24 protein-coding genes are annotated in these 25,756 nt (G+C 51.0%); 5 read left to right on the top strand and 19 right to left on the bottom strand.

Translation table 11 applies throughout. The features are described 5' to 3' along the window. Positions 1-41: 41 nt before the first annotated feature. The 16 genes from dnaE to rpsB form a co-directional block, all read right to left on the bottom strand. Positions 42-3,521: a DNA polymerase III subunit alpha gene (gene dnaE, locus C7A19_RS08730; protein ID WP_116644711.1), complete on the bottom strand. Its 3,480-nt coding sequence runs from the start codon at positions 3,519-3,521 to the stop codon at positions 42-44. Positions 3,522-3,563: 42 nt separating this feature from the next. Further along, positions 3,564-4,163 (bottom strand): ribonuclease HII, encoded by a 600-nt coding sequence (gene rnhB / locus C7A19_RS08725; RefSeq protein WP_116644719.1) that lies wholly within the window; start codon positions 4,161-4,163, stop codon positions 3,564-3,566. Further along, on the bottom strand, positions 4,156-5,310 hold the full coding sequence (lpxB, locus tag C7A19_RS08720) for a lipid-A-disaccharide synthase (protein ID WP_116644710.1): 1,155 nt from the start codon (positions 5,308-5,310) through the stop codon (positions 4,156-4,158). The genes rnhB and lpxB overlap by 8 nt, the downstream gene beginning before the upstream one ends. Continuing rightward, on the bottom strand, positions 5,310-6,098 hold the full coding sequence (gene lpxA, locus C7A19_RS08715; RefSeq protein WP_116644709.1) for an acyl-ACP--UDP-N-acetylglucosamine O-acyltransferase: 789 nt from the start codon (positions 6,096-6,098) through the stop codon (positions 5,310-5,312). The genes lpxB and lpxA overlap by 1 nt, the downstream gene beginning before the upstream one ends. 2 nt (positions 6,099-6,100) lie before the next feature. Next, positions 6,101-6,553, bottom strand: a complete 453-nt coding sequence (gene fabZ, locus C7A19_RS08710) for a 3-hydroxyacyl-ACP dehydratase FabZ (protein ID WP_069363579.1) — start codon at positions 6,551-6,553, stop codon at positions 6,101-6,103. Positions 6,554-6,636: 83 nt separating this feature from the next. Further along, entirely contained in the window at positions 6,637-7,662 is a 1,026-nt protein-coding gene (gene lpxD / locus C7A19_RS08705; RefSeq protein WP_077522749.1) for a UDP-3-O-(3-hydroxymyristoyl)glucosamine N-acyltransferase, read from the bottom strand. 14 nt (positions 7,663-7,676) lie between these two features. Next, positions 7,677-8,186, bottom strand: a complete 510-nt coding sequence (locus C7A19_RS08700) for an OmpH family outer membrane protein (protein ID WP_069363547.1) — start codon at positions 8,184-8,186, stop codon at positions 7,677-7,679. A 20-nt stretch (positions 8,187-8,206) separates the two neighbouring features. Beyond that, the gene (bamA, locus tag C7A19_RS08695) at positions 8,207-10,645 is read right to left on the bottom strand and encodes an outer membrane protein assembly factor BamA (protein ID WP_116644708.1); all 2,439 of its coding nucleotides are present in this window, start codon (positions 10,643-10,645) and stop codon (positions 8,207-8,209) included. A 33-nt stretch (positions 10,646-10,678) separates the two neighbouring features. Then, positions 10,679-12,034, bottom strand: coding sequence for a sigma E protease regulator RseP (gene rseP / locus C7A19_RS08690; RefSeq protein ID WP_116644707.1), 1,356 nt, complete (start codon positions 12,032-12,034; stop codon positions 10,679-10,681). Then, positions 12,031-13,227, bottom strand: a complete 1,197-nt coding sequence (gene ispC, locus C7A19_RS08685) for a 1-deoxy-D-xylulose-5-phosphate reductoisomerase (RefSeq protein ID WP_116644706.1) — start codon at positions 13,225-13,227, stop codon at positions 12,031-12,033. The genes rseP and ispC overlap by 4 nt, the downstream gene beginning before the upstream one ends. An 18-nt stretch (positions 13,228-13,245) precedes the next feature. Then, positions 13,246-14,097 (bottom strand): phosphatidate cytidylyltransferase, encoded by an 852-nt coding sequence (locus C7A19_RS08680; RefSeq protein WP_069363543.1) that lies wholly within the window; start codon positions 14,095-14,097, stop codon positions 13,246-13,248. Between the two features lie 15 nt (positions 14,098-14,112). Then, positions 14,113-14,883, bottom strand: a complete 771-nt coding sequence (locus C7A19_RS08675) for an isoprenyl transferase (protein ID WP_069363542.1) — start codon at positions 14,881-14,883, stop codon at positions 14,113-14,115. Positions 14,884-14,958: 75 nt separating this feature from the next. Beyond that, complete coding sequence (gene frr, locus C7A19_RS08670) at positions 14,959-15,516, bottom strand: ribosome recycling factor (protein ID WP_077486857.1); 558 nt, start codon at positions 15,514-15,516, stop codon at positions 14,959-14,961. A gap of 53 nt (positions 15,517-15,569) precedes the next feature. After that, the gene (gene pyrH, locus C7A19_RS08665) at positions 15,570-16,298 is read right to left on the bottom strand and encodes a UMP kinase (RefSeq protein WP_046074177.1); all 729 of its coding nucleotides are present in this window, start codon (positions 16,296-16,298) and stop codon (positions 15,570-15,572) included. Between the two features lie 82 nt (positions 16,299-16,380). Continuing rightward, complete coding sequence (tsf, locus tag C7A19_RS08660; RefSeq protein WP_077771338.1) at positions 16,381-17,223, bottom strand: translation elongation factor Ts; 843 nt, start codon at positions 17,221-17,223, stop codon at positions 16,381-16,383. Positions 17,224-17,355: 132 nt separating this feature from the next. After that, the gene (gene rpsB / locus C7A19_RS08655) at positions 17,356-18,084 is read right to left on the bottom strand and encodes a 30S ribosomal protein S2 (protein ID WP_077667292.1); all 729 of its coding nucleotides are present in this window, start codon (positions 18,082-18,084) and stop codon (positions 17,356-17,358) included. Positions 18,085-18,534: 450 nt separating this feature from the next. Here rpsB and map point away from each other — a divergent pair, with 450 nt between their 5' ends. The 3 genes from map (at position 18,535) to C7A19_RS08640 (ending at position 22,456) form a co-directional block, all read left to right on the top strand. Then, positions 18,535-19,329 carry a type I methionyl aminopeptidase gene (gene map, locus C7A19_RS08650; protein ID WP_077771337.1) on the top strand — a complete coding sequence of 265 codons (795 nt, stop codon included), beginning with the start codon at positions 18,535-18,537 and terminating at the stop codon, positions 19,327-19,329. Between the two features lie 54 nt (positions 19,330-19,383). After that, the gene (glnD, locus tag C7A19_RS08645) at positions 19,384-22,002 is read left to right on the top strand and encodes a bifunctional uridylyltransferase/uridylyl-removing protein GlnD (protein WP_116644705.1); all 2,619 of its coding nucleotides are present in this window, start codon (positions 19,384-19,386) and stop codon (positions 22,000-22,002) included. Between the two features lie 76 nt (positions 22,003-22,078). After that, complete coding sequence (locus tag C7A19_RS08640) at positions 22,079-22,456, top strand: DUF3461 family protein (RefSeq protein ID WP_069363537.1); 378 nt, start codon at positions 22,079-22,081, stop codon at positions 22,454-22,456. A 63-nt stretch (positions 22,457-22,519) separates the two neighbouring features. Here C7A19_RS08640 and truC read toward each other — a convergent pair whose 3' ends face one another. Both truC and C7A19_RS08630 read right to left on the bottom strand, forming a co-directional pair. Next, positions 22,520-23,272: a tRNA pseudouridine(65) synthase TruC gene (truC, locus tag C7A19_RS08635; protein WP_235614281.1), complete on the bottom strand. Its 753-nt coding sequence runs from the start codon at positions 23,270-23,272 to the stop codon at positions 22,520-22,522. Further along, positions 23,269-23,586 (bottom strand): YqcC family protein, encoded by a 318-nt coding sequence (locus C7A19_RS08630; RefSeq protein ID WP_077522763.1) that lies wholly within the window; start codon positions 23,584-23,586, stop codon positions 23,269-23,271. The genes truC and C7A19_RS08630 overlap by 4 nt, the downstream gene beginning before the upstream one ends. 139 nt (positions 23,587-23,725) lie before the next feature. Between C7A19_RS08630 and C7A19_RS08625 the strand changes: the two genes are divergently transcribed. Next, positions 23,726-24,778, top strand: a complete 1,053-nt coding sequence (locus C7A19_RS08625; RefSeq protein WP_116644703.1) for a DUF3549 family protein — start codon at positions 23,726-23,728, stop codon at positions 24,776-24,778. Next, complete coding sequence (locus C7A19_RS08620; protein ID WP_069363533.1) at positions 24,768-25,091, top strand: DUF3301 domain-containing protein; 324 nt, start codon at positions 24,768-24,770, stop codon at positions 25,089-25,091. The genes C7A19_RS08625 and C7A19_RS08620 overlap by 11 nt, the downstream gene beginning before the upstream one ends. Positions 25,092-25,467: 376 nt before the next feature. Here C7A19_RS08620 and C7A19_RS15770 read toward each other — a convergent pair. Beyond that, on the bottom strand, positions 25,468-25,756 hold a 289-nt coding region (locus tag C7A19_RS15770; protein ID WP_235614280.1), incomplete at its 5' end, for a hypothetical protein.

Raw genomic sequence — 25,756 nt, 5'->3', positions numbered from 1 at the left:
ATTGGTCACCGCCAGTGTACGCGACACGTCACCAGCCTGGATTAGTTAAACTCTAATTCGACCTGCTCTTGACCAAGCAAGCCTTTCAAGGTGTCGATTAATTCATCGGTTGGCGTTACGCGCCACTCTGCGCCTAAGCGTAACCGCGCGCGCGCATCGTCGCGCTGATAGTAAAGATTCACAGGTACTGTACCGGAGCGGTAGGGTGCCAGTGCATCATGAAATCGTTCAAAAAAGGACGCATCGACCTGATCCGAGGTCATCGAAATCCCTAAACAACGCGCATACTTTTCCCGCGCCTGACTAATGTCCATCACTTCACGGGCGGTCATTTTAAGCCCCCCGTTGAAGTCATCAAAGCTGACCTGTCCTGAGACCACTAAAATCCGATCTTTCTCCACCAAGTCAAGATATTTGTCGAGCACATCAGAAAAAAGCATCACTTCCATGCGCCCCGAGCGATCATCAAGGGTTAAGATCCCTAATCGCGACCCCCGTTTGGTGGTCATTACCCGTGCAGCGATCACTAACCCTGCTACCGTCGAGACCACATCACGCTTGGTTGCATGGGCATCTTCTAACCGCCACGTGATGTAGTTTTTTAACTCTTTGCGATAGCTGTTGACCGGATGGCCGGTCAAATACAAGCCCAGTGTTTCTCGCTCCCCTTCTAGCCATACTTTATCTGGCCATGGGTCAGCGTGTGCATAGGCATGCTCTACTTCTTCGGGGGCATCAGTCAACACCCCAAACATATCGGTTTGCCCGTGGGCTTCCGCTTGATGATGTTGGCTTGCCGCACGGATAGCCTCATCCACCGAGGCCATCATTGCGGCACGGTGAGGACCCAACTTATCCATGGCACCGGCACGGATGAGGCGTTCAATCACTCGTTTATTAACTTTTTTGGTATCAATGCGAGCACAAAAATCAAACAAGTCTCGGAAATAACCGTCTTGCTCACGCGCAGCAACAATGGTATCGATAGGGCCTTCGCCGACCCCTTTTATCGCCCCAATACCGTAAACAATTTCCCCTTGCTCGTTGACGGTGAAATGGTGCAATCCCGCATTCACATCCGGCGGTAAAACCGTCAGTTTCATGCGCCGACACTCTTCCACCAGCCCCACGACTTTATCCGTGTTATCCATGTCTGCAGTCATTACCGCCGCCATGAATTCCGCGGGATAATGCGCTTTTAACCACAGTGTTTGATATGAGACCAGTGCGTAAGCGGCGGAGTGCGATTTGTTGAAACCATAGCCAGCGAACTTCTCTACCAAATCAAAGATCCGCATCGCTAGCTCGCCATCAATGCCGTTGGCGATTGCCCCTTTTTCAAAAATGTCTCGCTGCTTGGCCATTTCTTCTGGCTTTTTCTTACCCATGGCACGACGCAACAAGTCCGCGCCGCCGAGCGTATAGCCTGCGAGTGTCTGAGCGATCTGCATCACCTGCTCTTGATAGAGAATGATGCCATAGGTGGGCTCAAGCGTTTCTTTCAACGAATCGTGTTGCCATTTTTCATCCGGGTAAGACACAACTTCACGGCCATGCTTACGGTCGATAAAGTTATCCACCATCCCTGATTGCAACGGGCCAGGACGGAACAAGGCCACCAAAGCGATCATATCTTCAAAGCAATCAGGCTGAAGCCGTTTAATCAGCTCCTTCATGCCCCGTGATTCCAGCTGGAAGACGGCGGTCGTCTCGGCTTTGCGCAGCATTTCAAATGAAGGTTGATCAGCCACCGGGATCGCGGCGATATCAATGGGATCTTTCCCTTGACGCTGTAAGCGCGGATTTATCATCCCCAGCGCCCAGTCGATGATGGTCAGCGTCCGCAGACCCAAGAAGTCAAACTTCACCAGGCCGGCCGTTTCCACATCATTTTTATCGAACTGGGTCACCGGATGATGCCCTTCACTGTCGCAATAAAGGGGAGAAAAATCGGTAATCGTGGTGGGTGATATCACCACCCCGCCCGCGTGCTTACCCGCATTTCGGGTCACCCCTTCGAGCATCCGCGCCATATCAATCAGCGCTTTAACTTCCTCATCGCTGTTGTACACCTCGACCAACTGGGGCTCGGCGTCAAAGGCTTTCTCGAGGGTCATACCTGGGTCTGGTGGCACCAGCTTTGAAATCCGGTCCACAAAGCCATAAGGGTGCCCTAACACGCGCCCTACATCACGGATCACGGCTTTCGCCGCCATGGTGCCGAAGGTAATGATCTGCGATACCGCATCACGCCCGTACATTTCAGCGACGTGATCGATCACTAGATCACGCTTATCCATGCAAAAGTCGACATCGAAGTCAGGCATGGAAACCCGCTCGGGGTTCAAAAAGCGCTCGAAGAGGAGATCAAACTGGAGTGGATCGAGGTCGGTAATTTTTAGCGCATAAGCCACCAAAGAGCCGGCTCCTGAGCCTCGCCCTGGGCCCACAGGGATATCATTGTCTTTTGACCATTGGATAAACTCCATCACGATCAAAAAGTAGCCGGGAAACCCCATTTGGTTGATGACCCCAAGCTCGCGCTCTAGTCGTGCATCATAGTCGGGGCGTCGGCGCGCTCGTTCCGCTTCATCAGGAAAGAGAAAGGCAAGACGCTCTTCCAAGCCTTCTTGTGAGCGCTTGACCAAGTATTGATCAATTTCCATTCCCTCTGTGGGGAAGTTCGGCAAAAAGTACTCATCCAATCGCACCGGCACGTTACAACGCTTGGCTATTTCTACGCTATTGGTCAATGCCTCAGGAATATCCGCGAAGAGCTCACACATCTCTTGCTCGGTACGCAAATACTGTTCGGCGCTGTATTTCTTGGGGCGACGAGGATCATCGAGCGTGAAACCATCATGAATCGCAACTCGGATCTCATGCGCATCAAACTCCTCAGATGAAATGAAGCAGACTTCATTGGTCGCCACCACAGGCAAGTCATGCTCGGCCGCGAAATCAACCGCAAAATGTAGATAGACTTCTTCATCCTGGCGCCCAGTGCGCACCAGCTCCATGTAATACGCATCCGGGAAATAGGTCTGGTAAAAGTGAGCACACTCTTTTGCCAGCGCTTGATTGCCTTTAAGCAAGGCTTTTCCCAAGTCACCACGGCAGCCGCCGGATAACACAATCAACCCTTCCGAATGCTCAATCAGCCATTGCTGATCGATCACTGGGCGATGCTGAATATGTCCACGTAAGTAGGCCTTGGAGATCAGCAAGGTCAGGTTCTTATAGCCCGTTTTGTCGGTCGCTAATAAGGTCAGCTGACAAAGTTCCTCGCCAAACGCCTCCGATTGCACCAAAAAATCAGCGCCAATTATCGGCTTCACACCGACATTGTTGGCAGTGTTATAGAACTTAACCAACCCACACAGGTTGCTAAAGTCAGTCAGCGCCATGGCAGGCATGCCCATTTCCGCCACTTTTTTTACCAGTGGTGGCACCTTGGACAAACCATCAACCATGGAAAAGTCACTGTGAATACGTAAATGGACAAAACGTGGCTCAGACATACGGCTCGTTACTTAACGGTAATAAGGGCTGGGATCACACGACTAGTCAATGCCCAGTGCGCGCTTAACGGGTTTAAAACTTTTACGGTGCATAGGTAATGCGCCATGCTCTGCTAACGCTGCCATGTGGACCTTGGTGGGATAGCCCTTGTGTTGCGCAAACCCATAATTCGGGTAAGCAGCGTCCAACATAGCCATTTCATGGTCACGATCGACTTTTGCCAAGATCGAGGCGGCGCTAATTTCTGCGACCCGCAAGTCACCTTTAACCACAGCCTCAGCAGGCATCGACAAGGGTGGCACCCGGTTGCCGTCAATTAATGCGTAATCCGGCATCACCGACAAGCCATCAACCGCGCGCTGCATCGCCAGCATGGTGGCATGTAAAATATTCAGCGAATCGATTTCATCAGGCTCTGCGCGCCCGACTGACCAAGCCAAGGCTTTTTGTTTGATTTCATCATACAAGGCAAGACGCTTTTTCTCGCTCAGTTTTTTCGAATCTGTCAAACCCACAATAGGCTGCGCGGGATCAAGAATCACCGCGGCAGTGACCACGGCACCGACCAAGGGCCCACGTCCGACTTCGTCGACCCCCGCGATAAGCTGTGCGTCAGGGTATTGAAAAGCATGTTCAGTCATGGTCATCTAATAAAGTTAATACGGCATTGGCTGCAGACGTATCCGCATCTTTGCGGATAGTGTGATGCAACTCAGTAAAGGTGGTCAACAATGCTTGGTTATCACTATCAAGCTGAGCGCTAACCGCATCCGCTAACGCCTCTGGTTGACACTCTTCTTGCAGCAATTCAGGCACTAAAGGTGCGTCAGCGAGAATATTGGGTAAGGAGACATACTTTGTTTTCAACAAGCGTTTGGCAAGCCATGCCGTGACAGGCTTGACTTTGTATCCTACCACCATCGGACGCTTCAGTAACATACACTCTAACGCGACTGTGCCCGAAGCAAGTAATACCGAGTCAGCCGCGCTAATCACTTGGCGCGCCGTATCGTCAACTAGCATAAATGACAGTTCAGGCGCAATCGTCTGCCAGATCTGTTCAAATTGCTGGCGTCGAGTCTCGTTAACAAGCGCCACCACAAAGCCCAGATCAGGGTGTCGTGCTGCCAGTTGCTGACACGCTTTTATAAACGGCGGGGCTAACATCGACATTTCACTGCCACGGCTACCGGGTAGCACGGCTAGCCAGCGCTTGCTGCTATCCAGCCCAAGCGCGCGCTGCGCGGCGAGTTTATCCACCTGCATCGGAATGCTATCGGCCATGGTGTGGCCGACAAAGGCACAAGGCACGTCGAACTTATCGTAAAACGCTTTCTCGAAGGGCAAAAAAGCCAGAACCAGATCCGTTGCCGCGGCAATCTTAAAAATCCGCTTTTGCCGCCATGCCCACACTGATGGGCTAACATAATGGACGGTTTTTATCCCCACTTGTTTTAACGACGCCTCGAGGCGTAGATTAAAATCCGGGGCATCGATACCGATGAAGACATCTGGCGGATTGACGGTAAAGTGCTTAACCAACGCCGTTTTTACTTTCAGCAAACGTGGTAGCCGTCCCAGCACTTCTACCAGCCCCATGACCGACAGCTCTTCCATATCGAATAAGCTATGGCAGCCTTGAGCCATCATTCTTGGCCCCCCAATGCCGACAAACTCAACATGAGGATGTTGAGCCCGCATCGCTTTGATTAGGCCTTCACCTAAAACATCGCCGGAGATTTCCCCGGCGACAATTCCAACACGTAATGGGCGTTCACTGGGTAACATCAACGAATAACGCCTCGCGTCGAACGCTCAAAAAAGTCAATAAACAGCGCTAGCGCCGGCTCACTATCCGCTTGCTCGGCCAGCTCTTTTTTCACTTCTTCTAAGGTTTTACCGGAGCGGTACATATTTTTATATACCGCCCGAATGGCGCGAATCGCTGATTTTTCAAACCCGCGTCGCTTCAGGCCTTCCACATTAATACCAAATGGCGCGCAATGATTGCCCTGTGCCATCACATAAGGCGGAACATCTTGTACGACTATCGACCCGCCACCGAGCATCGCGTGACTACCAATGACGCAGAACTGGTGAATGGCGGACATGCCACCGACAATCGCATAATCATCGACATGAACATGGCCCGCTAAGGTGGCGTTGTTGGCAAAAATACAATGATTACCGACCACACAATCATGGGCGACGTGGGCATTAATCATAAACAGGTTGTCACTACCAACTTTGGTTTCGCCTTTATCTTGGACCGTACCACGATGCATGGTCACGCTTTCACGAATGGTGTTGCGATCACCAATTTCTAGCGTGGTTGGCTCCCCTGCATATTTGAGATCTTGGCACGCCTCACCAATGGAAGCGAATTGATAAATGCGGTTATCTGCGCCGATACGGGTCGGGCCTTTGATCACAACATGTGTCATCACCTCGGTGCCCGCGCCGATTTCAACCCCTTCGCCAATATAAGAAAAAGCGCCAATGTTGACATTTTCGCCCAATACGACGCCGTCTTCGACAACCGCAGTGGGGTGAATGTAAGCCGTTTCGTGGATCACAATTAGATCTCTCTTCTTGCGCACTTCAGTTCCGCCGAGCAGACAACCTCGCCATCTACTTTCGCGACCCCATTAAAGGCCGCAATACCTCGACGCTCTCTAATAAACTCCACCTCAAGCACCAATTGGTCGCCCGGTGAAACCGGACGGCGGAATTTCGCATTATCAATGCTTGCAAAGTAGTATAGCTCGTTGTCTTTCGGCTTACCGAAGGTCTTAAATGCCAACAAGCCTGTTGCTTGCGCCATGGCCTCTAGAATGAGTACGCCTGGTAAAACAGGCAACTGCGGGAAATGACCCGTAAATTGCGGCTCATTAACAGTGATGTTTTTAATCGCGTGAAGGTATTGCCCTTCTTCAAAATCGATAACGCGATCAATCAACAAAAAAGGATAGCGATGTGGTAACAGCTCTTTGATTTCGTTGATATGTAGAACTTTGTTTTCGCGAGTCAAGGTAGTATTCCCGTTCAAATCCAATATTGACTTCATTAACGCAAAACGGCCCGCGTTACTAAGGCGGGCCTGTCATCTCGGCGTTAATCTTGTTTATCGAGCTGATTTTCCAGCTCTTTGAGCCGCTTATGCATCTCATCAATCTTGAGTACACGTGCGGCAGTCTTCCGCCACTCGCGGTTGGGCTGCAACGGAATGCCGGACGAATACATGCCCGGCTCAGTGATTGGCCGCATCACCATCGCCATTCCCGTGATGGTCACGTTATCTGTGATTTCCATATGGCCATTAAACACGCTGGCGCCGCCGATGATGCAGTGTTTGCCTACTTTGAGACTGCCTGCCATCACAGTGGCACCCGCGATTGCTGTGTTCTCACCGATCGACACATTATGCGCAATCTGGCACTGGTTGTCGATAATCACTCCATCAGCAATTTCGGTATCATCCAATGCCCCACGGTCAATGGTGGTACACGCACCAATTTCGACGCGATCCCCGATCACAACGCGGCCAAGCTGAGGAATTTTCACCCACTTGCCTTTATCATTGGCATAGCCAAACCCGTCCGCACCGATCACGGTACCCGCTTGAATCAAGCAGTCCTGCCCTATCACTACCTCATGATAAAGCGTGACATTCGCCCACAGCTTGGTACGCGTGCCCACTTTTGCCCCTTTACCGACAAAGCAACCCGCACCGATTTGTGCCCCATCGCCAATAAGCGCGCCAGATTCAATCACCGCATTCGGGCCAATTGCCACGCCCTCTCCCAACACCGCATCGTCAGCCACCACCGCGGATGCGGCAATATCGGTGGCACAAGCGGGCGTCGAATCAAGAATCTGCGCCACTTTGGCGTAAGCCAAGTAGGGGTCTGACACGACCAAGGCGTTGCCTTGGCAATACGACAGATCGCCCTCTTTTAGCATCACAGCACTGGCGCGGCACAGTGACAAGTTTTTACGGTATTTAGGGCTGGATAAGAAGGTAATTTGCCCTTCTCCCGCTGAATTCATCCCTGCAAGCGAGTTTATCGTTACAGCGCCATCTCCGTGGAGCTGTGCATCCAGTTTATCCGCTAATTCAGCGAGAGTAATCGAAACCATGGGCTCCTCGACGGTTATTTAACTGCGTTGATCACTTTTTCAGATAAGTCATCACTTGGGTTGGCGTATAAAACGGCATTAGCATCAATCACCATGTCATAGCCTTCTTGCTCGGCTACTTGGTCAACCGCTGTCTTGAGCTTTTTGACTAGTTTAGACTCTTCTTGACCACCACGCTTGCGTTGATCTTCTTGAAGCGCTTTCACTTTCAGCTTGTAATCCGACTCCATCGATTGGAGTTTGCGCTGCAGCTTCACGCGCTCGTCTTCACTCATCAGCTCACCATTACGCTTGAGCTTCTCTACGCCTTCAGAGAGCTTCTCTTTCAAGCGTTCAATTTCGGCCACTCGGTCTTTAAATTCACCGCGTAGCTTCTCATTGAGGTTGTTTTTCTTCGCCAGTTGCGACATCACGGCCCCGGTTGATACGTAGCCCACCTTCTGTGCAGCATCAGCCGCTGATGCGTACATGGACGTCGTCAATACCGCGACACTCAGTCCCGCTGCTTTCAAAAATGATTTCACAATAGTCTCCTTTCTGATCATCAGAATGTGCGCCCGATCGTGAAGGTAAAGAACTCTTCATCGTCGCCAGGCTGGCTTGTAATAGGTTTTGCGATGGAAAATACCAAAGGTGCCATCGGGGACATCCACTGCAATGCCATGCCGTAAGAGGCACTGATATTGGAGGGATCGGAATAGTCTTTTGTACCGGCGGGATAGCCCATGTCGACCAATTCTTGGCGATCAAATTCAGTGTCCCACACTGAGGCGGCATCGATAAACACACTGGTACGGATTTGCTCACGCGCCTCCTCGGAGGCAAACGGTGTTGGCACAATCAACTCGGCACTCGCGCGTGCCATAGCATTACCACCTACGGCATCACTCGAACCATAGCTACCTTCTGAGTACTCAACGTCTCCGTCTGATTGCTCAGATCCTCCTTCCGACTTATCTTTATAGACCGCTTTGGGGCCTACCGTATTGGAACGGAAGCCACGCAGTGACGAGAAGCCCCCTGCGTAATAGTTTTCATAAAACGGCAGCATATGATCTTGGCCATTGGTTTGACCATAACCGTTACCATAGCCAAGTCGACCACGCATCAACAGCGTAAACTCGTGCTCTTGTGTCAGCGGCACGTACTGGCGGATGTCATACTGCATTTTAAAGTACTGCACATCCGAGCCAGGTACCGTCATCCGATACGATGCGCGTTGGTAGTTACCCGCGGTTGGGAAGTAGCCGCGGTTGAGATTATTGCGCGTCCAGGATACCGACATATCAAAGTCGTCAACTTCCAGGCCTTCATTGTTATTAAGGTTATCTTGGTGAAGGTCTAAGAACTTATCAATTTGATAATAACTGCCGAGGTTCTCAATCTTGTTGTGAGTGTATCCTAGCGAGAAATCAATCGAGTTCAGCTCGTCAGTCCAAAAGCCCCATGTGAGGTTGGTACCGTAACTTTGGTTGGTGTACTCAACGATATTGGCGTCACGGGCTTCAAACTCGTTATAGAACACCTTGCCGCCTAGGCTCACACCATCAAGGGTAAAGTAAGGGTCACGGTACTCAAGCGTGAGGTTTTTGCGATAGTCGTTGACCATGGCGTTGATACCAAAGCGGTTTCCCGTACCGGCAAAGTTATCTTGCTGTAAGCCGAGCTGTAAGCTCGCACCAGACTCGGTGCCATAACCGATACCAAAGTTGATGCTGCCGGAGTTAGCTTCTTTAACCTTATAGTTAACGTCGACTTGATCATCCGTGCCTGGCACCCGCTGGGTATCCACTTCCACGTTCTGGAAAAAGCCGGTACGACTGAGGCGCTCTTTACCACGAGTAACCGCTTTTGAGTTAAGCCAAGTGCCTTCAAGCTGTCGCATTTCACGGCGCAACACTTCATCTTTGGTGGTGGTGTTGCCTGAAAAACGCACATTGCGCACATAAATTCGCTTACCGGGCTCAACGTTGACCGTTAACGACACCTGCTGATTATCATCGTCAAAGCTGGGTAGGGTGTTCACTTTCGGATAAGCAAAGCCTGTCTCGCCCAGGTGCCGTTTAATCGCCTCTTCAAGTGCGGTCACTTTATCGCCGTTGTAGGTATCGCCACGGGTAAAGGTGACCAGTGAGCGGTAAGTGTCTTCATTCTGTGGGTCGCCACGAAAGTCTAAATCAGCGACCTGATAAGGCTTGCCTTCATTGACATTTAAGGTGATGTACACCCCTTTTTTGTCCGGTGAAATCGCTACTTGTGTCGACTCAACACGGAACTTCAAATAACCACGGTTTAGATAAAAACTGCGTAGTTTCTCAAGATCGCCTGCAAGAACCTGTTTTTGATACTTTTCATTGGCGAGAAAATTCCACCACGGCACATCGGCACGCAAATCAAAATTATCGCGTAATTGCTCATCACTGAACACATCATTACCGACAAAGTTAATTTGCTCAATTTTGGCAGACACACCTTCGGTGAAGACAAATTTCAAATCAGCGCGGTTGCGCGGCAAGGGCGTCACGACGGCTTTCACCGACGCACTGTATTTACCCACACTGTAATAAAAGTCCTCGAGGCCTTTTTCGATTTTGCTCAATTGGGTGCGATCGAGCGCTTCGCCAACCCGAAGGCCTGACGACGTCAGGTTCTCTTTTAGCTGCTCTTCCTTGATTGCCTTGTTACCCGAAAAAGAGATACTGGCAATAGTCGGACGCTCCACCACTTTGATCAGCAGGGCGTCGTCATCGCGGTACACGCGAACATCCTCAAAGTTACCTGAGGCAAAGAGCGCGTTGATGACGTCTGCGACATCTTCATCGTCAACCTTGTCGCCGACCCGCACAGGCATCGACAATAAAGCGGCCCCTAAACTGACGCGTTGTAGCCCCTCAAAGCGGATATCGCTGACTTGGAATGCGTCAGCATGCGCCATACTGCTGCTTACTAAAAGAGACGCTATTAATAGTTTTTTCATCGCCATCTGCTATCTGACTTATCCTTGAATACTAACCGTTTAAAGTCGGGCGAAGTCGTTAAACAATGCCACTGCCATTACCATCATCAACACGGCAGCGCCGATCCGATACCCAAAATCCTGCACACGCTCCGATACCGGTCGCCGTGTGACAGCCTCAATCCCAAAGAACAGCAAATGGCCGCCATCCAATACGGGCAGAGGGAGTAAATTGATAATGCCCAGGTTCACGCTAATCAGTGCCATAAACCCTAAAAATGAGATCAACCCGATCTCCGCGGTCATCCCCGCGCCTTTTGCTATCGATATAGGGCCGCTCAAGTTATTCACCCCTACATCGCCCGTAATCAGCTTTTTGATCATATTGACCGTCATACTGATCACTTGGCCTGTTTTATCTACCGCTTCAGGTATTGCGGCTAATGGCCCATATTGCTGAGTGAACCGGTATGACTCCGGCCAGGCTTCCATTTGCGGCGCAATACCGGCATAACCTATCACTTTACCATCGCCTTGGCGCGCATCCGGCGTTAGCACCACAGACTGTTGCTGTCCTTCTCGCATGACCATCAGTGACAACGCTTGATTCGGGCTGGCTTTAATCACCTCGACCAAACGCTGCCATGACGACAGCTCGGTGTCACCCACGGCAATAATTTTATCGCCTTGCTTGAGACCCGCCTGCTCTGCCGCGCTTCCCTCTACCACTTGCGCGATCGATAACGTTATCGCAGGGCGATAAGGCGTGATCCCTAATGTCGTCAGTGGCGATTGCTTTTCTGGATTAAACTGCCATCGGTCTAAGTCCAGTTGATAATCTCTGTCATAACTGGATGTAGGCGTCGGCTTCGCGGTGAGGGTCATGCTCTCATCACCGATATGGCCGATCAACGCAAAATTCACAGCTTGCCAATCAGCGGTTTCGACGCCTGAAACTTGGGTTAGTTCCATCCCTGACTCAATTCCCGCATCCGCCGCGATCGAGTTGGGTGCAATTTCACCAATCACTGGCTTTACCGCGGGCACACCTATCATCATCACCAGCCAGTATGCAAAAACGGCAAAGACGAAATTAGCGATGGGGCCAGCAGCAACAATCGCACTGCGCTGCCATAAAGGTTGGTTGTTGAAAGCAAGGGGTTTATCCGCCTCAGGCACTGCCTCAATACGCTCGTCCAACATTTTGACATAGCCGCCAAGAGGGATAGCAGCAATCACGTACTCAGTGCCGTCCTTGCCATATTTGCGCCATAGTGCACGGCCAAAACCAATGGAAAAGCGCTCTACCTTCACGCCGCAACGACGAGCGACCCAGAAATGACCAAACTCATGAATCGCAACCAGTATTCCCAGTGCGACGATAAACGCCGCTGCATTCCATAGAAACCCACTCATCGTGCCACCTTAGCAATCTGCTCATTTGCAGTCATGCGCGCTATTCTATCCAGCTCAAATAAGCAATCCAAGCTTGTCGGTGTCGGGAGCGGCAACTGAGTCATGACCTGCTCATTAATGCGGGCAATATCCATAAAACCCACTTTGCCTGCCAAGAAGGCCGCCACGGCTTGTTCATTGGCCGCATTCAAACTTGTCGTTGCCGCCTGCCCTTGCTCACACGCTGCCATGGCGAGTGATAAGCATGGGTAACGCCGGGGATCGGGGGCCATAAAGGTAAACTCACCAATTTGGGTAAAATCGAGGGGCGCGACAGGCGCTTGCACGCGTTCGGGGTGTCCCATCGCATGCGCAATAGGGGTGCACATATCCGGTGTCCCTAACTGTGCTAACACCGAGCCGTCACACATCTGTACCATGGAGTGGATCACTGACTGAGGATGGATCACCACCTCCAACTGATCAGGCTTGGCGTTGAATAACCAACGCGCTTCAATGTATTCCAAGCCTTTATTCATCATGGTGGCGGAATCAACCGAGATTTTCGGTCCCATCGACCAGTTAGGATGCGCGACCGCTTCTTCGATACTGACAGCCGCCAAGCTGTCCGGATCGCGATAACGAAACGGGCCGCCCGATCCCGTTAATAAGATTTTGTTGACCCCAGCGGCGTTAAGATCGCAGCGTCCAGGTGCTTTTTGTACCGCGTCAGGCAAGCATTGAAAAATGGCATTGTGTTCGCTATCTATCGGCAGCAGTTCTGCACCATACTGATGTACCGCATCAATAAAGAACTGCCCTGACATCACCAAGGCCTCTTTATTAGCCAGTAGCACACGCTTTCCCGCCTTCACCGCGGCCATGGTGGAAGGTAACCCCGCTGCGCCGACAACAGCAGCCATCACCATATCAACGTCCGGTAGTGACGCGAGGTGGCACAGGCTCTCTGCGCCGCCAAGGACTTCGGTACGCAGGCCTTTCTCCGCAAGCGCTTTGCGCAATTGATGTGCCGCACCGTCATCCGCCATTGCGGCGTATGCGGGCTGCCAACGGACACACAAGGCGACCATTTTCTCAACATTGGTATGCGCCGCCAGTGCGGTGACGTCATACTGCTCAGGGTTCGCTTCCACCACTTTCAATGTGCTGGTACCAATCGAACCTGTCGCGCCTAAAACGGTGATTTTTTGCATGTAAACGACTCGTTTCACTTAATTCGCAAACGCGAAATACAACACGGTAAACACGGGGAATGCGGCTGTTAGACTATCAATACGGTCGAGAATACCGCCATGACCAGGAAGAAGGTTACCACTGTCTTTGACCCCTGCCACACGCTTAAACATGCTTTCAGCAAGATCCCCCAACACCGAGGCTAAAGCAGTTACCACCGCAATCGCTAACAATACCCCAAGGTTGGCAAAGTGAAGCTCTAACGCGTAGGCACCCAGCCAGGTCACCCCGACCGCCGCGGCCAGCCCGCCCAGTAACCCTTCAAGGGTCTTATTCGGGCTCACCGCCGGTGCCATTTTGTGTTTGCCAAACTTCTTTCCAGCAAAGTAAGCACCGCTGTCCGCACACCAAACCAGCACAAATACCAGCAGTACTAATTTGGCACCGTAGTAAGTGGAAAATTGATAATCCGCGGCGCGCAGCAACAACACACTCCACATAAAGGGCAACATGGTGAGCAAGCCAAACACCAAACGAAGGAGTTTACTGTGGGTCCAATAGCTGCCGGAGCGCGGGAATGCGAGCACAAGAACAGTAGCAAATAGCCACCAAGCCGCCCCTGTGGCGGCGACCGCAAAAGGCGGTAAACGGACGTGCCCCAATGCCATGGCGTCAAAAGGGAGAGCAAACAGAGACAATGCCAACGCCGCAGCGGGAATGATAAAAGTCAGCAGGCGTGACGACGCCGAAACAAATTGCGTCCACTCCCAAAGTCCAATAAGCGTGACGACCGCTATCGCTGCCACAAAGGCAGGAAACGGTAAGTAGAAAACGCCCGCGACCACTAACGGGACTAAAAAGGCCGCGGTTAAAACTCGTTGTTTGAGCAAACTGATTCCTCGTGGTTACTTATCCGTGGTTATCATGGCTTTAATTTGCTCGCCCGTGCAGCCAAACCGTCGTTCTCGGTTGACGTACCAAGCCACAGCATCATACAAACTCTGTTCGTTGAAGTCCGGCCAATACTGCTCAGTAAAACACAGCTCGGCATAAGCGGCTTGCCATAAAATAAAGTTACTGATGCGACACTCCCCGCTGGTGCGGATCATCAAATCCACGTCCGGTAAGTCAGCCAACATCAAATGGCGAGCAATATCTTGCTCACCGATATCGTTCGGTTGCAACTGCCCCGCGGCGACCTCTTCGGCCACTCGGCGTGTTGCCTGGGTAATATCCCACTGCCCACCATAGTTAGCAGCAATATTGAGCACCAAGCGATCATTGTTTGCCGTCAGCGCTTCGGCTTCAGCGATTTTGGTTTGCAGGGACGGGCTAAAGCGAGAGGTATCACCGATAATGCGTAATTGTACACCGTGACTGTCTAGCCGCTTGACTTCACGAGAAAGCACATTGATAAATAGCTCCATCAATACGCTTACTTCATCTTCAGGACGACGCCAGTTCTCACTGCTAAATGCAAATAACGTCAGGGCTTTTACCCCGAGTTCAGACGCTGCTTTCACCGTTTTACGCACCGCTTTGACACCCGCTTTATGTCCAAACACACGGGCTTTGCCTCGTGCTTTGGCCCAACGTCCATTGCCGTCCATGATCACGGCAATGTGCTGCGGTAAAGCGGCAGATTCGAGCTGCGCATCAAGAGACTGGGAACTCATGTTTCTCCTTGGCAAATAAAAAGCGCTGTACTGCACGCACAGCGCTTTAGCATCGGCGGTAAAGTCTAATGAGATTTAGACTTCCATCAACTCTTTTTCTTTTGCATCAAGAAGTGCATCAACATTCTTGACCGCTTCATCGGTCAACTTTTGAATGTTATCTTGCGCGCGATGCTCATCATCTTCAGAGATTTCTTTGTCTTTAAGCAGCGCTTTAAGCTCATTGTTAGCATCACGGCGAATGTTACGAACAGCGACACGAGCTTGCTCACCTTCAGCACGCACGACTTTCACCATGTCTTTGCGACGCTCTTCGGTCAACGGGGGCAAAGGAACACGGATCACTGTGCCGGCAGAGGCTGGGTTAAGGCCCAAGTCTGAGGTCATGATTGCTTTTTCAACTGCTTGTGTCACTTGCTTGTCGTACACGCTGATCGCCAACGTACGCGCATCTTCTGCCACAATTGAGGCCAGCTGATTCAAGGGGGTCGGTGCACCGTAGTACTCAACCGTGATCCCTTCAAGCAAGCTTGGGTGGGCACGGCCTGTGCGCAATTTACCTAGCGTGTGTTTTAGCGCGTCTACACTTTTATCCATACGCGCTTTGGCGTCGTCTTTTATGTCATTAATCACGGGAGTATCCTTGCGATTGAATTAGTTTGTAAGATTATGCCACCAATATCGGCTTAGCTGTTAGTGATCAAGGTGCCTTCTGCCTCGCCCATCACGACACGGCGTAATGCACCTGGCTTGTTCATATTAAAGACACGAAGGGGCAGCTTATGATCACGTGCTAGCGTAAATGCGGCCAAATCCATCACTTTCAACTCTTTTTCTAACACATCTTGGTATGTCAGCGAGTCATAAAGCGTTGCATCTGGGTTTTTGGTTGGGTCATCGCTGTACACACCATCGACCTTGGTTGCTTTAATCACGATATCAGATTCGATTTCAATACCGCGTAAACAGGCCGCTGAATCCGTGGTGAAGAAAGGGTTACCTGTCCCGGCGGAGAATATCACCACACGACCATTGCGAAGCTGGCTAATCGCTTCTGCCCAATTATAGCTATCACATACACCATTCAAGGGAATGGCCGACATCACTCGCGCGTTCACATAGGCACGATGAAGTGCGTCACGCATTGCCAACCCGTTCATCACGGTGGCTAACATACCCATGTGATCGCCCACAACACGGTTCATTCCCGCCTCAGCAAGACCAGCACCCCGGAATAGATTACCGCCACCGATAACCAAACCCACCTGAACACCCAGCTCGACCAGTTCTTTGATTTCTTGTGCCATGCGATCTAGCACGGCGGGATCAATCCCGAATCCATCATCGCCCTGCAGGGCTTCACCGCTAAGTTTAAGTAAAATTCGTTGATAAGCTGGCTTAGGATTTGTAGTCATTTCACTACCTTTCAATTAGGCACTCATTAGGGAAGAAGGTTATGGAAGACCGCGGCGAGCACCGCGGTCTGAGTCAGAAAAATTAGCTTTGTTGCGCTGCAGCAACTTCTGCAGCAAAGTCTACTTCTTCTTTCTCGATGCCTTCGCCAACTTCAAAACGGATGAAGTCAGTCACTTCGGCACCTTTTTCTTTCAGCATTTGACCTACAGTTTGTGATGGGTCCATTACAAATGCTTGGCCCGTCAGAGAGATTTCACCGGTGAATTTCTTCATGCGACCAGCAACCATTTTCTCTGCGATCTCAGCAGGCTTGCCAGATTCCATTGCGATATCAACCTGAATTTGCTTCTCTTTCTCTACCACGTCGGCAGGAACATCTTCAGGGTTAACATAGTCAGGCTTAGACGCGGCGATGTGCATAGCCACGTGCTTGATGGTTTCTTCGTCCGCTTTCGCTGCAACGATAACACCAATGCGGCCGCCGTGGCGGTATGAGCCAACTTTCTCGCCTTCGATGAATGAAACACGGCGGATGTCCATGTTTTCACCGATTTTCGCTACTAGCTCAGCACGCTGCTGCTCAAATTTCTCTTTCAGCGCGTCGATGTCAAGGCCTTCAGCCAATGCAGTTTCAGCAACTTGGTCAGCAAATGCAGCGAAGTTAGCGTCTTTTGCAACGAAGTCAGTTTCACAGTTGATCTCAACGATCGCTGCTTTGCCTTCGTTTTCTTTTACTAGGATCACGCCTTCAGCTGCAACACGGCCAGCTTTTTTCGCTGCTTTTGCCGCACCGCTCTTACGCATGTTCTCGATTGCTACTTCGATATCCGCGTTTGCTTCAACCAGTGCTTTTTTACATTCCATCATGCCAGCGCCAGTGCGCTCGCGAAGTTCTTTAACCAGGGCAGCGGTAACAGTTGCCATTGTTCAATCCTCGATTCGAAACTATTTGGGTAAAAAACAGGGGCCCGAAATCGGCCCCTGCTAACCATACTTAGCTTACAGCATGAAAGATGACACGCTGATGGCTAAGAACGCTCACAAGGAGCTGTCGTCTTACTCAGCGACTTCAACCAGCTCGTCTTCTGCTTGCGCAACGATGTCTTGGCTACGGCCTTCTTTGTAAGCGTCAGACGCGGCATTCAGGTAAAGCTGGATAGCGCGGATCGCGTCATCGTTACCTGGAATAACGTGGTCAACGCCGTCTGGGTTAGAGTTAGTATCTACCACTGCAAATACTGGGATACCCAGGTTGTTCGCTTCTTTGATGGCAATGTGCTCGTGATCCGCATCGATAACGAACATTGCATCAGGCAGGCCGTTCATGTTCTTGATACCACCCAGTGATTTGTCAAGTTTTTCCATCTCACGGGTGTACATCAGTGCTTCTTTCTTGGTCAGCTTCTCAAACGTACCGTCAGTAGACTGGGTTTCCAGGTCTTTCAGACGCTTGATTGACGTACGAACGGTTTTCCAGTTAGTGAGCATGCCGCCCAACCAACGGTTGCTGACATAAAACTGCTCGCAGTTTTCTGCTGCCGCTTTTACCGCTTCGCTTGCTGCGCGCTTAGTACCAACGAACAGGACTTTACCTTTACGCTCACCGATTTTTGACAGTTCAGCCAAAGAATCGTTAAACATTGGTACAGTTTTCTCAAGGTTGATGATGTGCACCTTGTTACGTGAACCAAAGATGAAAGGCTTCATTTTTGGGTTCCAGTAACGGGTTTGGTGACCGAAGTGTACGCCCGCCTTGAGCATGTCGCGCATTGAAACAGTAGCCATGATAATTTCCTCTTGGGGTTAGGCCTCCACATATCCCATTCACCGACCCGCTTTAAGGGCACCCCGGTCAATGTGTCGATATGTGTGTGATTTAAAATAAAAAGTATTGAGTGAATACCATCAAACTGAAACCTAGCTCAGCTAAATTGATCACAATGACGGTTTTCGGCGCGCTTTATACCACAAAAACACCAACAAAATCTAGCAATATTGCGCATTCAATAGCGCCCGGTTGCCAAAGCCTCTCAGCGAGATCCACCCCCTTTTGGTTTCCAGAACGCATAGGGCTTGATACCATAACCCCACTTCCATGCGGCTGCTCACCTCAGTCTCTGCGACAAGCGTAGCAGGTCTGGGCGGCTGTGCTCGATGATAACGAACGTGAACGCAGTCACACCCTCGTTTTCATCGTCATCATTGAGCAACCCCAAATTAAAGTGAGAAAGCAAAATGACAATCCCGATCAAAACAGAAGAAGAAATTGAAAAAATGCGCGTGGCTGGCCGCCTGGCGTCAGACGTACTTGTCATGCTCGGTGACTATGTTAAACCAGGCATTACCACCCGTGAGCTCGATGACATTGCTCATAAATATATGACGGAAGTGCAAGGCACCACGCCGGCTACTTTGGATTATCATGGTTTTCCAAAATCCATGTGCACCTCGATTAACCATGTGGTCTGCCACGGCATTCCGAGCGATAACGACGTGCTGCAAGACGGTGATATCGTTAATATCGATGTCACGGTGATCAAAGATGGCTACCATGGCGACACCTCAAAGATGTTTTTAGTCGGTGAGGTGTCTCTCGAGGACAAACGCCTTTGTCGTGTCACCCAAGAGAGCCTTTATCACGCCATCAAGAAGGTAAAGCCAGGCGCCACCGTAGGGGAGCTCGGCACTGCCATTCAAAAGTTCATTAAAAACAGCAACACACGCTACTCGATCGTTAAAGAATACTGTGGCCATGGCATTGGCGCGAGCTTCCATGAAGACCCACAAGTGGTGCACTACAAAAACAATGATCGCACTGTGCTCAAACCTGGTATGTGCTTTACCATCGAGCCTATGATTAATGCAGGCAAGTATGGAACTGTGCTTGATGAGGATGATGGCTGGACGGTATACACCATCGACGGCAAAAAATCGGCACAGTGGGAGCATACTCTGCTGGTGACTGAGACCGGGGTAGAGGTATTAACGCTGAGAGAGGAAGAGAACCTCCCACGTTACATCAACCACTAATACAATCACTCAAAGCCGGCCTCGTTCCGGCTTTTTTTTGCGCAAAGGATCGCCATGACAGACACAGTGATTACGCCACAACACCTCGGGGATGACCAACTCGACCCCATCACACTCAAGGCGCAATTTCAGCAATTGCTGGAGCAGCAAAAACAGGACTTTTTAGCCAATGTTCCCGTGGCTGAGTTGGTGTACCAACGCACCGATTATATGGACGGGTTGTTAGCGAGGTTGTGGCGTCACTTTGGCTTTGAGCACACCCCGCTCGCGTTAGTCGCGGTAGGAGGATACGGCCGGCGTGAGCTGCACCCACTCTCGGATATTGATTTACTCCTGCTTTGCCAATCCCCGCTGGATAACCACCAACAACAAAGTTTGAGCGATTTGCTCACCCTATTATGGGATTTAAAACTTGAAGTCGGTCACAGTGTGCGTACAGTCGATGAGTGCATTCACGTGGGGCTGGACGATCTTACCGTCGCCACCAACTTACAAGAGTCACGCTTGTTATGTGGCGATAACCAACTGTTTGATGCGCTTGAAGCCCGGGTACACGATGACAGCTTTTGGCCCAGCGAGCGGTTTTATCAAGCCAAAGTTGAAGAACAAAAAGCGCGTCATCGCCGCTATCATGACACCGCCTACAAGCTGGAGCCTGATTTAAAGCTCAGCCCCGGCAGCCTCAGAGATATTCACACCTTGTCTTGGATTGCGCGCCGTCACTTTGGTGCCACCAGCTTACGGGAAATGAGCGATTTTGGCTTTTTGACCGACGCGGAATATCGCGAGCTCAATGAGTGTCAGAATGTATTATGGCGTATTCGCTTTGCACTTCATCTTGAGCTACGCCGCTACGATAATCGCCTGACCTTTGCACACCAAACATCAGTCGCAGAGCTGCTTGGCTATCGAGGTGAGGGCAATCGTGCGGTCGAAACCATGATGAAAGACTTTTTTCGCACGCTCGGGCGCGTTGGTGAGCTCAACAAAATGCTGCTACAAATCTTTGATCAAGTGATCATCGACAATGGCCGCACGGGTGACGTTGAGGTGTTAAGTGACGATTTTCAGCGCTGCGGACGCACCATCGAAGCGCGTAAACCCGCGCTATTTCAAGCGCGACCGGAAACCATTCTCGATATGATGCTGCATATCGCTAACGACACCTCGATTGAAGCGATTGCGGCGCCTACCCTGCGGCAGTTGCGTACAGCAAGACGTCGACTCAATCACTTTTTGTGTCAGCAAGAAGACGCACGTGAAAAATTCATGGCCTTGGTTCGTCACCCCAATGCGCTGCACAAAGCGTTTGGTTTAATGCACCGCCACGGGGTGATGTCTGCCTACCTGCCGCAGTGGAGTCAAATTGTCGGCCAAATGCAATTTGACTTGTTTCATGTCTATACCGTCGACGAACATACCATTCGCCTACTCAAACATATGCGCTTGTTTGATGACGAGGCCAACCGAGATCGCCATCCCATTTGTTGTGATGTTTTCCCCCGCCTAGCACGCCGCGAGCTTTTACTGATTGCGGCCATTTTTCATGACATTGGCAAGGGGCGCGGTGGCGATCATAGCGAGATTGGCGCCATTGAATCGCATGATTTTTGTTTAGAGCATGGTTTATCCAAACCAGAAGCAAACATTGTCAGCTGGCTCGTCCGTAACCACTTACTGATGTCCGTCACCGCGCAGCGCCGTGATATTTATGATCCTGATGTGATTACTGACTTTGCCAAAGAGGTGCGTGATGAAGAGCGGCTGGATCTTCTCCTTTGTCTTACCGTGGCCGACATCAATGCCACCAACCCAGATTTATGGAACAGTTGGAAACGCACACTGATCGCAGAGCTATATTACTCGACACAAAAAGCACTGCGCCGCGGCTTAGAAAACCCACCAGATGTACGTGAACGCATTCGTCATAACAAACACTTAGCGGCTGCCATGTTACGTAAACAAGGCCATAGTCCCAGGGATATAGAAGTCTTATGGCAGCGTTTTAAGGCGGACTACTTTCTGCGCCATACCCACAAACAAATTGCTTGGCACAGTGAACATCTCCTTCATCACGCCGGCGACACCCCACTAGTGCTGGTCAGTAAAAAAGCAACCCGTGGCGGGACCGAGATTTTTGTTTACTGCCAAGATAGGCCCAGCTTGTTTGCACGCGTGGTGGCGGCACTCGATAAGAAAAACCTGAGCGTCCATGATGCACAAGTGATGACCAGTAAAGATGGTCACGCCCTCGATACCTTTATGGTGCTAGACCAAAATGACGAGGCCATTCCTCTTGACCGTCACCCAAGCATTATCGAAGGGGTCAGCAAGGCACTGGCAGAAACCGGGACAATGACTATCCCCAAACGGCGAGCACCGCAAAAGCTTCAGCATTTTTCGGTTAAAACCCAGGTACTTTTCTTACCCACGAAAAACGGTCGTCGCACATTGATGGAGCTGGTGGCACTTGACACACCTGGACTACTGGCTCGGGTCGGGGCCGTTTTTGCGCGCCAAAATGTCAGTGTCCATGCCGCTAAAATCACCACCATTGGTGAGCGCGCCGAAGACTTTTTTATCGTCACCGACGCAGAGAACCAAGCATTAACCTCCGAGCATCAGGCACAGTTAAAAGCGGCATTGGAAAAAGCGCTCGCGCGCGCCAAATAACAAGCGCCCCGTCAATCATGCAAAGCGACGGTGAGTGCGTCGCTTAATAGAGGCAACATTCAACCATGAGGTGGCTATGTATCAGCAGTTGAAAAACATTGGCATTGAACATCCGGAAAAAATTGAGCGTTATTCACTGCGTCAAGAAGCCAGTTATGACACGCTCAAAGTCTACTTCAGCAAGCAAAAGGGCGATCTTTTTGCCCGTAGCATGAAGTTTAAGTATCCACGCCAGCGGAAAAATGTGGTTGTCGACAGCGGCACCGGCCGGTCTCGAGAAGTCACTGAGATCAATCGCAGCCTGTCTCTGGTGATCGATGAACTGGATCGTATCGTTCAGCACGAGCAAACAGAGCAAGACGTGAAGCAAAAGGTACTCACCGATCTCCGTCATCTGGAAAAAGTGGTTGCTAGTAAGATTGCCGAAATCGAAGCCGAGCTAGATAAGCTCTAACACAACCTATGTGGGAGCGGCCTGCAAGGTGCGGCCTGCAAGGGATTACCGACACGGGGCGATTTACCCCGAATAGGTGATGCCAGGCACATCCCACTCCAGTGCCGATAGAACATGCTGCCACCTAGTATCGAACGGTGCCTGTACCTTGACCGTCTCAGCGCTAACGGGATGGATAAACTGTATCTCGCTAGCATGAAGTAACAGCTGATGGCAGTGAAAGTGCTCGCGGAAAACACGATTGTGTCTCCCGTCGCCATGGGTAGTATCGCCGATAATCGGATGGCTGAGGTGATGCATATGACGACGCAATTGGTGTTTTCTTCCCGTTTGCGGCTGCATCGCCACCAGGCTATAGCGGCTGGTCGCATACCGCCCCGTTGCGATGGGAAGCTCCACCGATGCCAGTGGTTGATAGTCCGTCACGGCCGGCTTGGCCGTCGGTGTCTGGCTCGCGTCTTTGTCCGCGATCCTGTCTTGCTCTTCCACCAGTGGGTAATCGAGTCGACCGGGCTCTGTGATCCAGCCTCTGACCACCGCATAGTAGGCTTTTTTTATCTGCCCTTGCGCAAACTGAGGCATCAACAAGGATGCCACTTCGCGAGAAAGCGCAAAAACTAAGACCCCGGAGGTGGGTTTATCGAGCCGGTGTAAAGGATAAACATGCTGACCGATCTGATCCCTCAATGTCTGCATCACAAAGCGTGTTTCCCCTTTATCTAGCCACGAACGATGGACCAGCATCCCTGCGGGCTTATTCACCACAACCAACGACGCATCACGGTATAAAATAGATAAAGGTTGTTCACTCATCATTGGGTTAACAGCGCGTCAATACGATAAGTCACTTTGACCACCGCCGTCGCCCCTTGATGTTCTTTCATCGCTTCTTCCACATAGGGGGCGATTTCAAAATTGCTTGGCAACGGCTGGCGAGCAACAACCAAGGCACGCATTTTGGGTAAAAAGATCCACTGTAGCCACTCATGGCAATCAAGCGTATCCACCGCAAACGGCTCGGTACTGGCTAGTCGTTTAGATGATGGTGGCTCGGATTGGAGCAGATCACAGGCGTCGAGCAACTGTTCGAGTTCATCAAGAAGTTGCTCACATTGTTGGTGAAGAGTCATTGACAACCTCATCATTAATCAAATTAGAAACCGCGAAGCATAGCACGTTCCCAGCCAAGACAACATCAACTCGACAAGCATCTCACCGGTAAAAACTGATATACTCGCGCGCATTAAGCGATAACCAAGAGCGGACATCATGGAAACGGTTCACGCCCTCAGCGCCCTATTTGACCACGCCGATTGCCAATTCAGTGTTTACGACTTAGGTCGTCGTGTTTGTCAGCTGGATGAAACGACCTTTCGCGCGGTTGAGGCCAATCAACAGCCTTACCCTCACCCTTTGCGTCAACATGCCCACATAGCTGTCGCTTTCTGGCCACCAGGGGGTGCCCCTTGGGTATGGTTTTTAAAAATGCCTCTTGATGAGCGGGGCTTGCTCAACCACACCGCAATGGGAGACTTTTTGCAGTATGTCAGCGCGGCCATGGGCGAGCGCCTAACCGCGACACCGAATAAAGAGCAACGTGAAAAACTGGCCAACAATCCCTATACCTTTACTCCCACCGACGACAAGATGGCAATGTTTCATGCCAGATTGACTTATCAACTGGGCCGGCCAGCCAGTCAGTATTATGATCATGCCCAACATTATTTAAATGGCGAGCTTGGCTGGGATAACTGGCAAGGGGTTGGCCTGCAGGGGCTCGCTGATACCTGTGTACGCATGGCCGAGCAAAACAATGCCACTCGTATCCGCAAAGCGCTGAACAACCTTCCAACGACGCCGCTGTATGCCCTGCTGGGCTGCTTAGAGCATTGCCAAATCAATGAAAAGCTCGCGGCAAGCGTGCGCGACATGTTTAGCCAAATGTGTCAGGCTCAGGAAGTGGATCTTTTCTTGGTTAGCGCCTTACTCCGCGCACATGCGGGTGCCCCAACAGCTACGCGTCATCATTTGATCGCGGCCGTGCTGGACAAACCCGAACTACACCATCGCGAGATTTTTGTTGCGATTGCAGGGCGCTGTTGGGAGAGTTTAACGGACGACGCCGTGCTGGATCGCTTTTTGATTGCGCTTGCCGATCAGCACGATACGGCACTGTTTCAACAAATCTATGCCGATCTTGTGATGCTGCCACCGCTTCGCGGCGCACTGCTTAGCCGTTTGCACGGTGATACCTCGCCAGCGCTGACCCAAGCGATGGCACGTATGCAACAAGCTGTTAGACAGACTCCTAATGATCACTGATCTGTTGACCATTGTCTTAGTCGTTGTCGCCGCCTTGCTGTTTTGGCAACAGCGGCGACAATCCGAGCAAGCACACCAGTACATTCGCCAATACTGCCAGCGGATGGAGTTGCAACTATTGTCTATCGCACGAGGTCACCACACCCTACGCAGAACCGAACAAGGGTGGCAATGGCTCACCCAATACTGGTTCGAGTTTTCTGCCACCGGGGATGATCATTACATCGGTCACGCTCAGCTCCGAGGGTTAAGGTTAAAGGCGATAGACACGCCCGTTCATGCGATGCCGAGATCTGGCCAAACCAACGGCTAGCTCTCACTCAATATTGATAATAAAAAGGCAGGGAGAATTATTCGCGCGACGTGAAAAGCTGTACTAGATTGGAAGTATGGTGCACACGCAAGGTTAGTGCTAACGGTGCGTGACAGGGAGTCGCCAGTGTCGGGTTAACCGGCCAGAAAAAAGGAAAGGGCGCAGCTTGCGCCGCGCCCCAGAGTTTTACTTGCAGCCATCCTGCTACTAAAAGGTGCTCCCTGCATCATTCCTTGATCAGTCGCCGATTCCTTCAGCGTCGTTCCATGTCTCTCCGTCTTGGAGGTGTCCTTTCGTCATCCTGACAAACCGAAATTCCCGTTTTCGATAAGCTCTCCATCCTGGAGGTGTCCATGACTTCGTCCTGAAGTTGTCCTTAAGCCCCCATCCTGGGTTGTCCTAAGTCTTCCTGACGTACAAGCTCCCTGCTTGTAGAGAACGGCTCCATCCGTTGTCCTTTCGCAATCCATGCCAGCGCTTCTTCCTGAAGTACTGCCTCATCCTGAGGTACCAAGTCCTTGGTGATTCCTGTTCCCTGTGTCAGTTCCCTTCCGACACCCATAAGATTACGCGACTGAGCGTTTGGTACAAGCCATTCTCGCCTGCTTAATCTCTCATTTTTTATCTTGAACAAAGAAATATCATGTAAGCCCATGTAATAAAAT

Origin of the sequence: Salinivibrio sp. HTSP (assembly GCF_003390965.1) — a bacterium.
GTDB lineage: Bacteria > Pseudomonadota > Gammaproteobacteria > Enterobacterales > Vibrionaceae > Salinivibrio > Salinivibrio kushneri.
The sequence above is the reverse complement of the archived record's forward strand: the minus strand, read 5'-3'. Positions and strand labels throughout refer to the sequence as shown.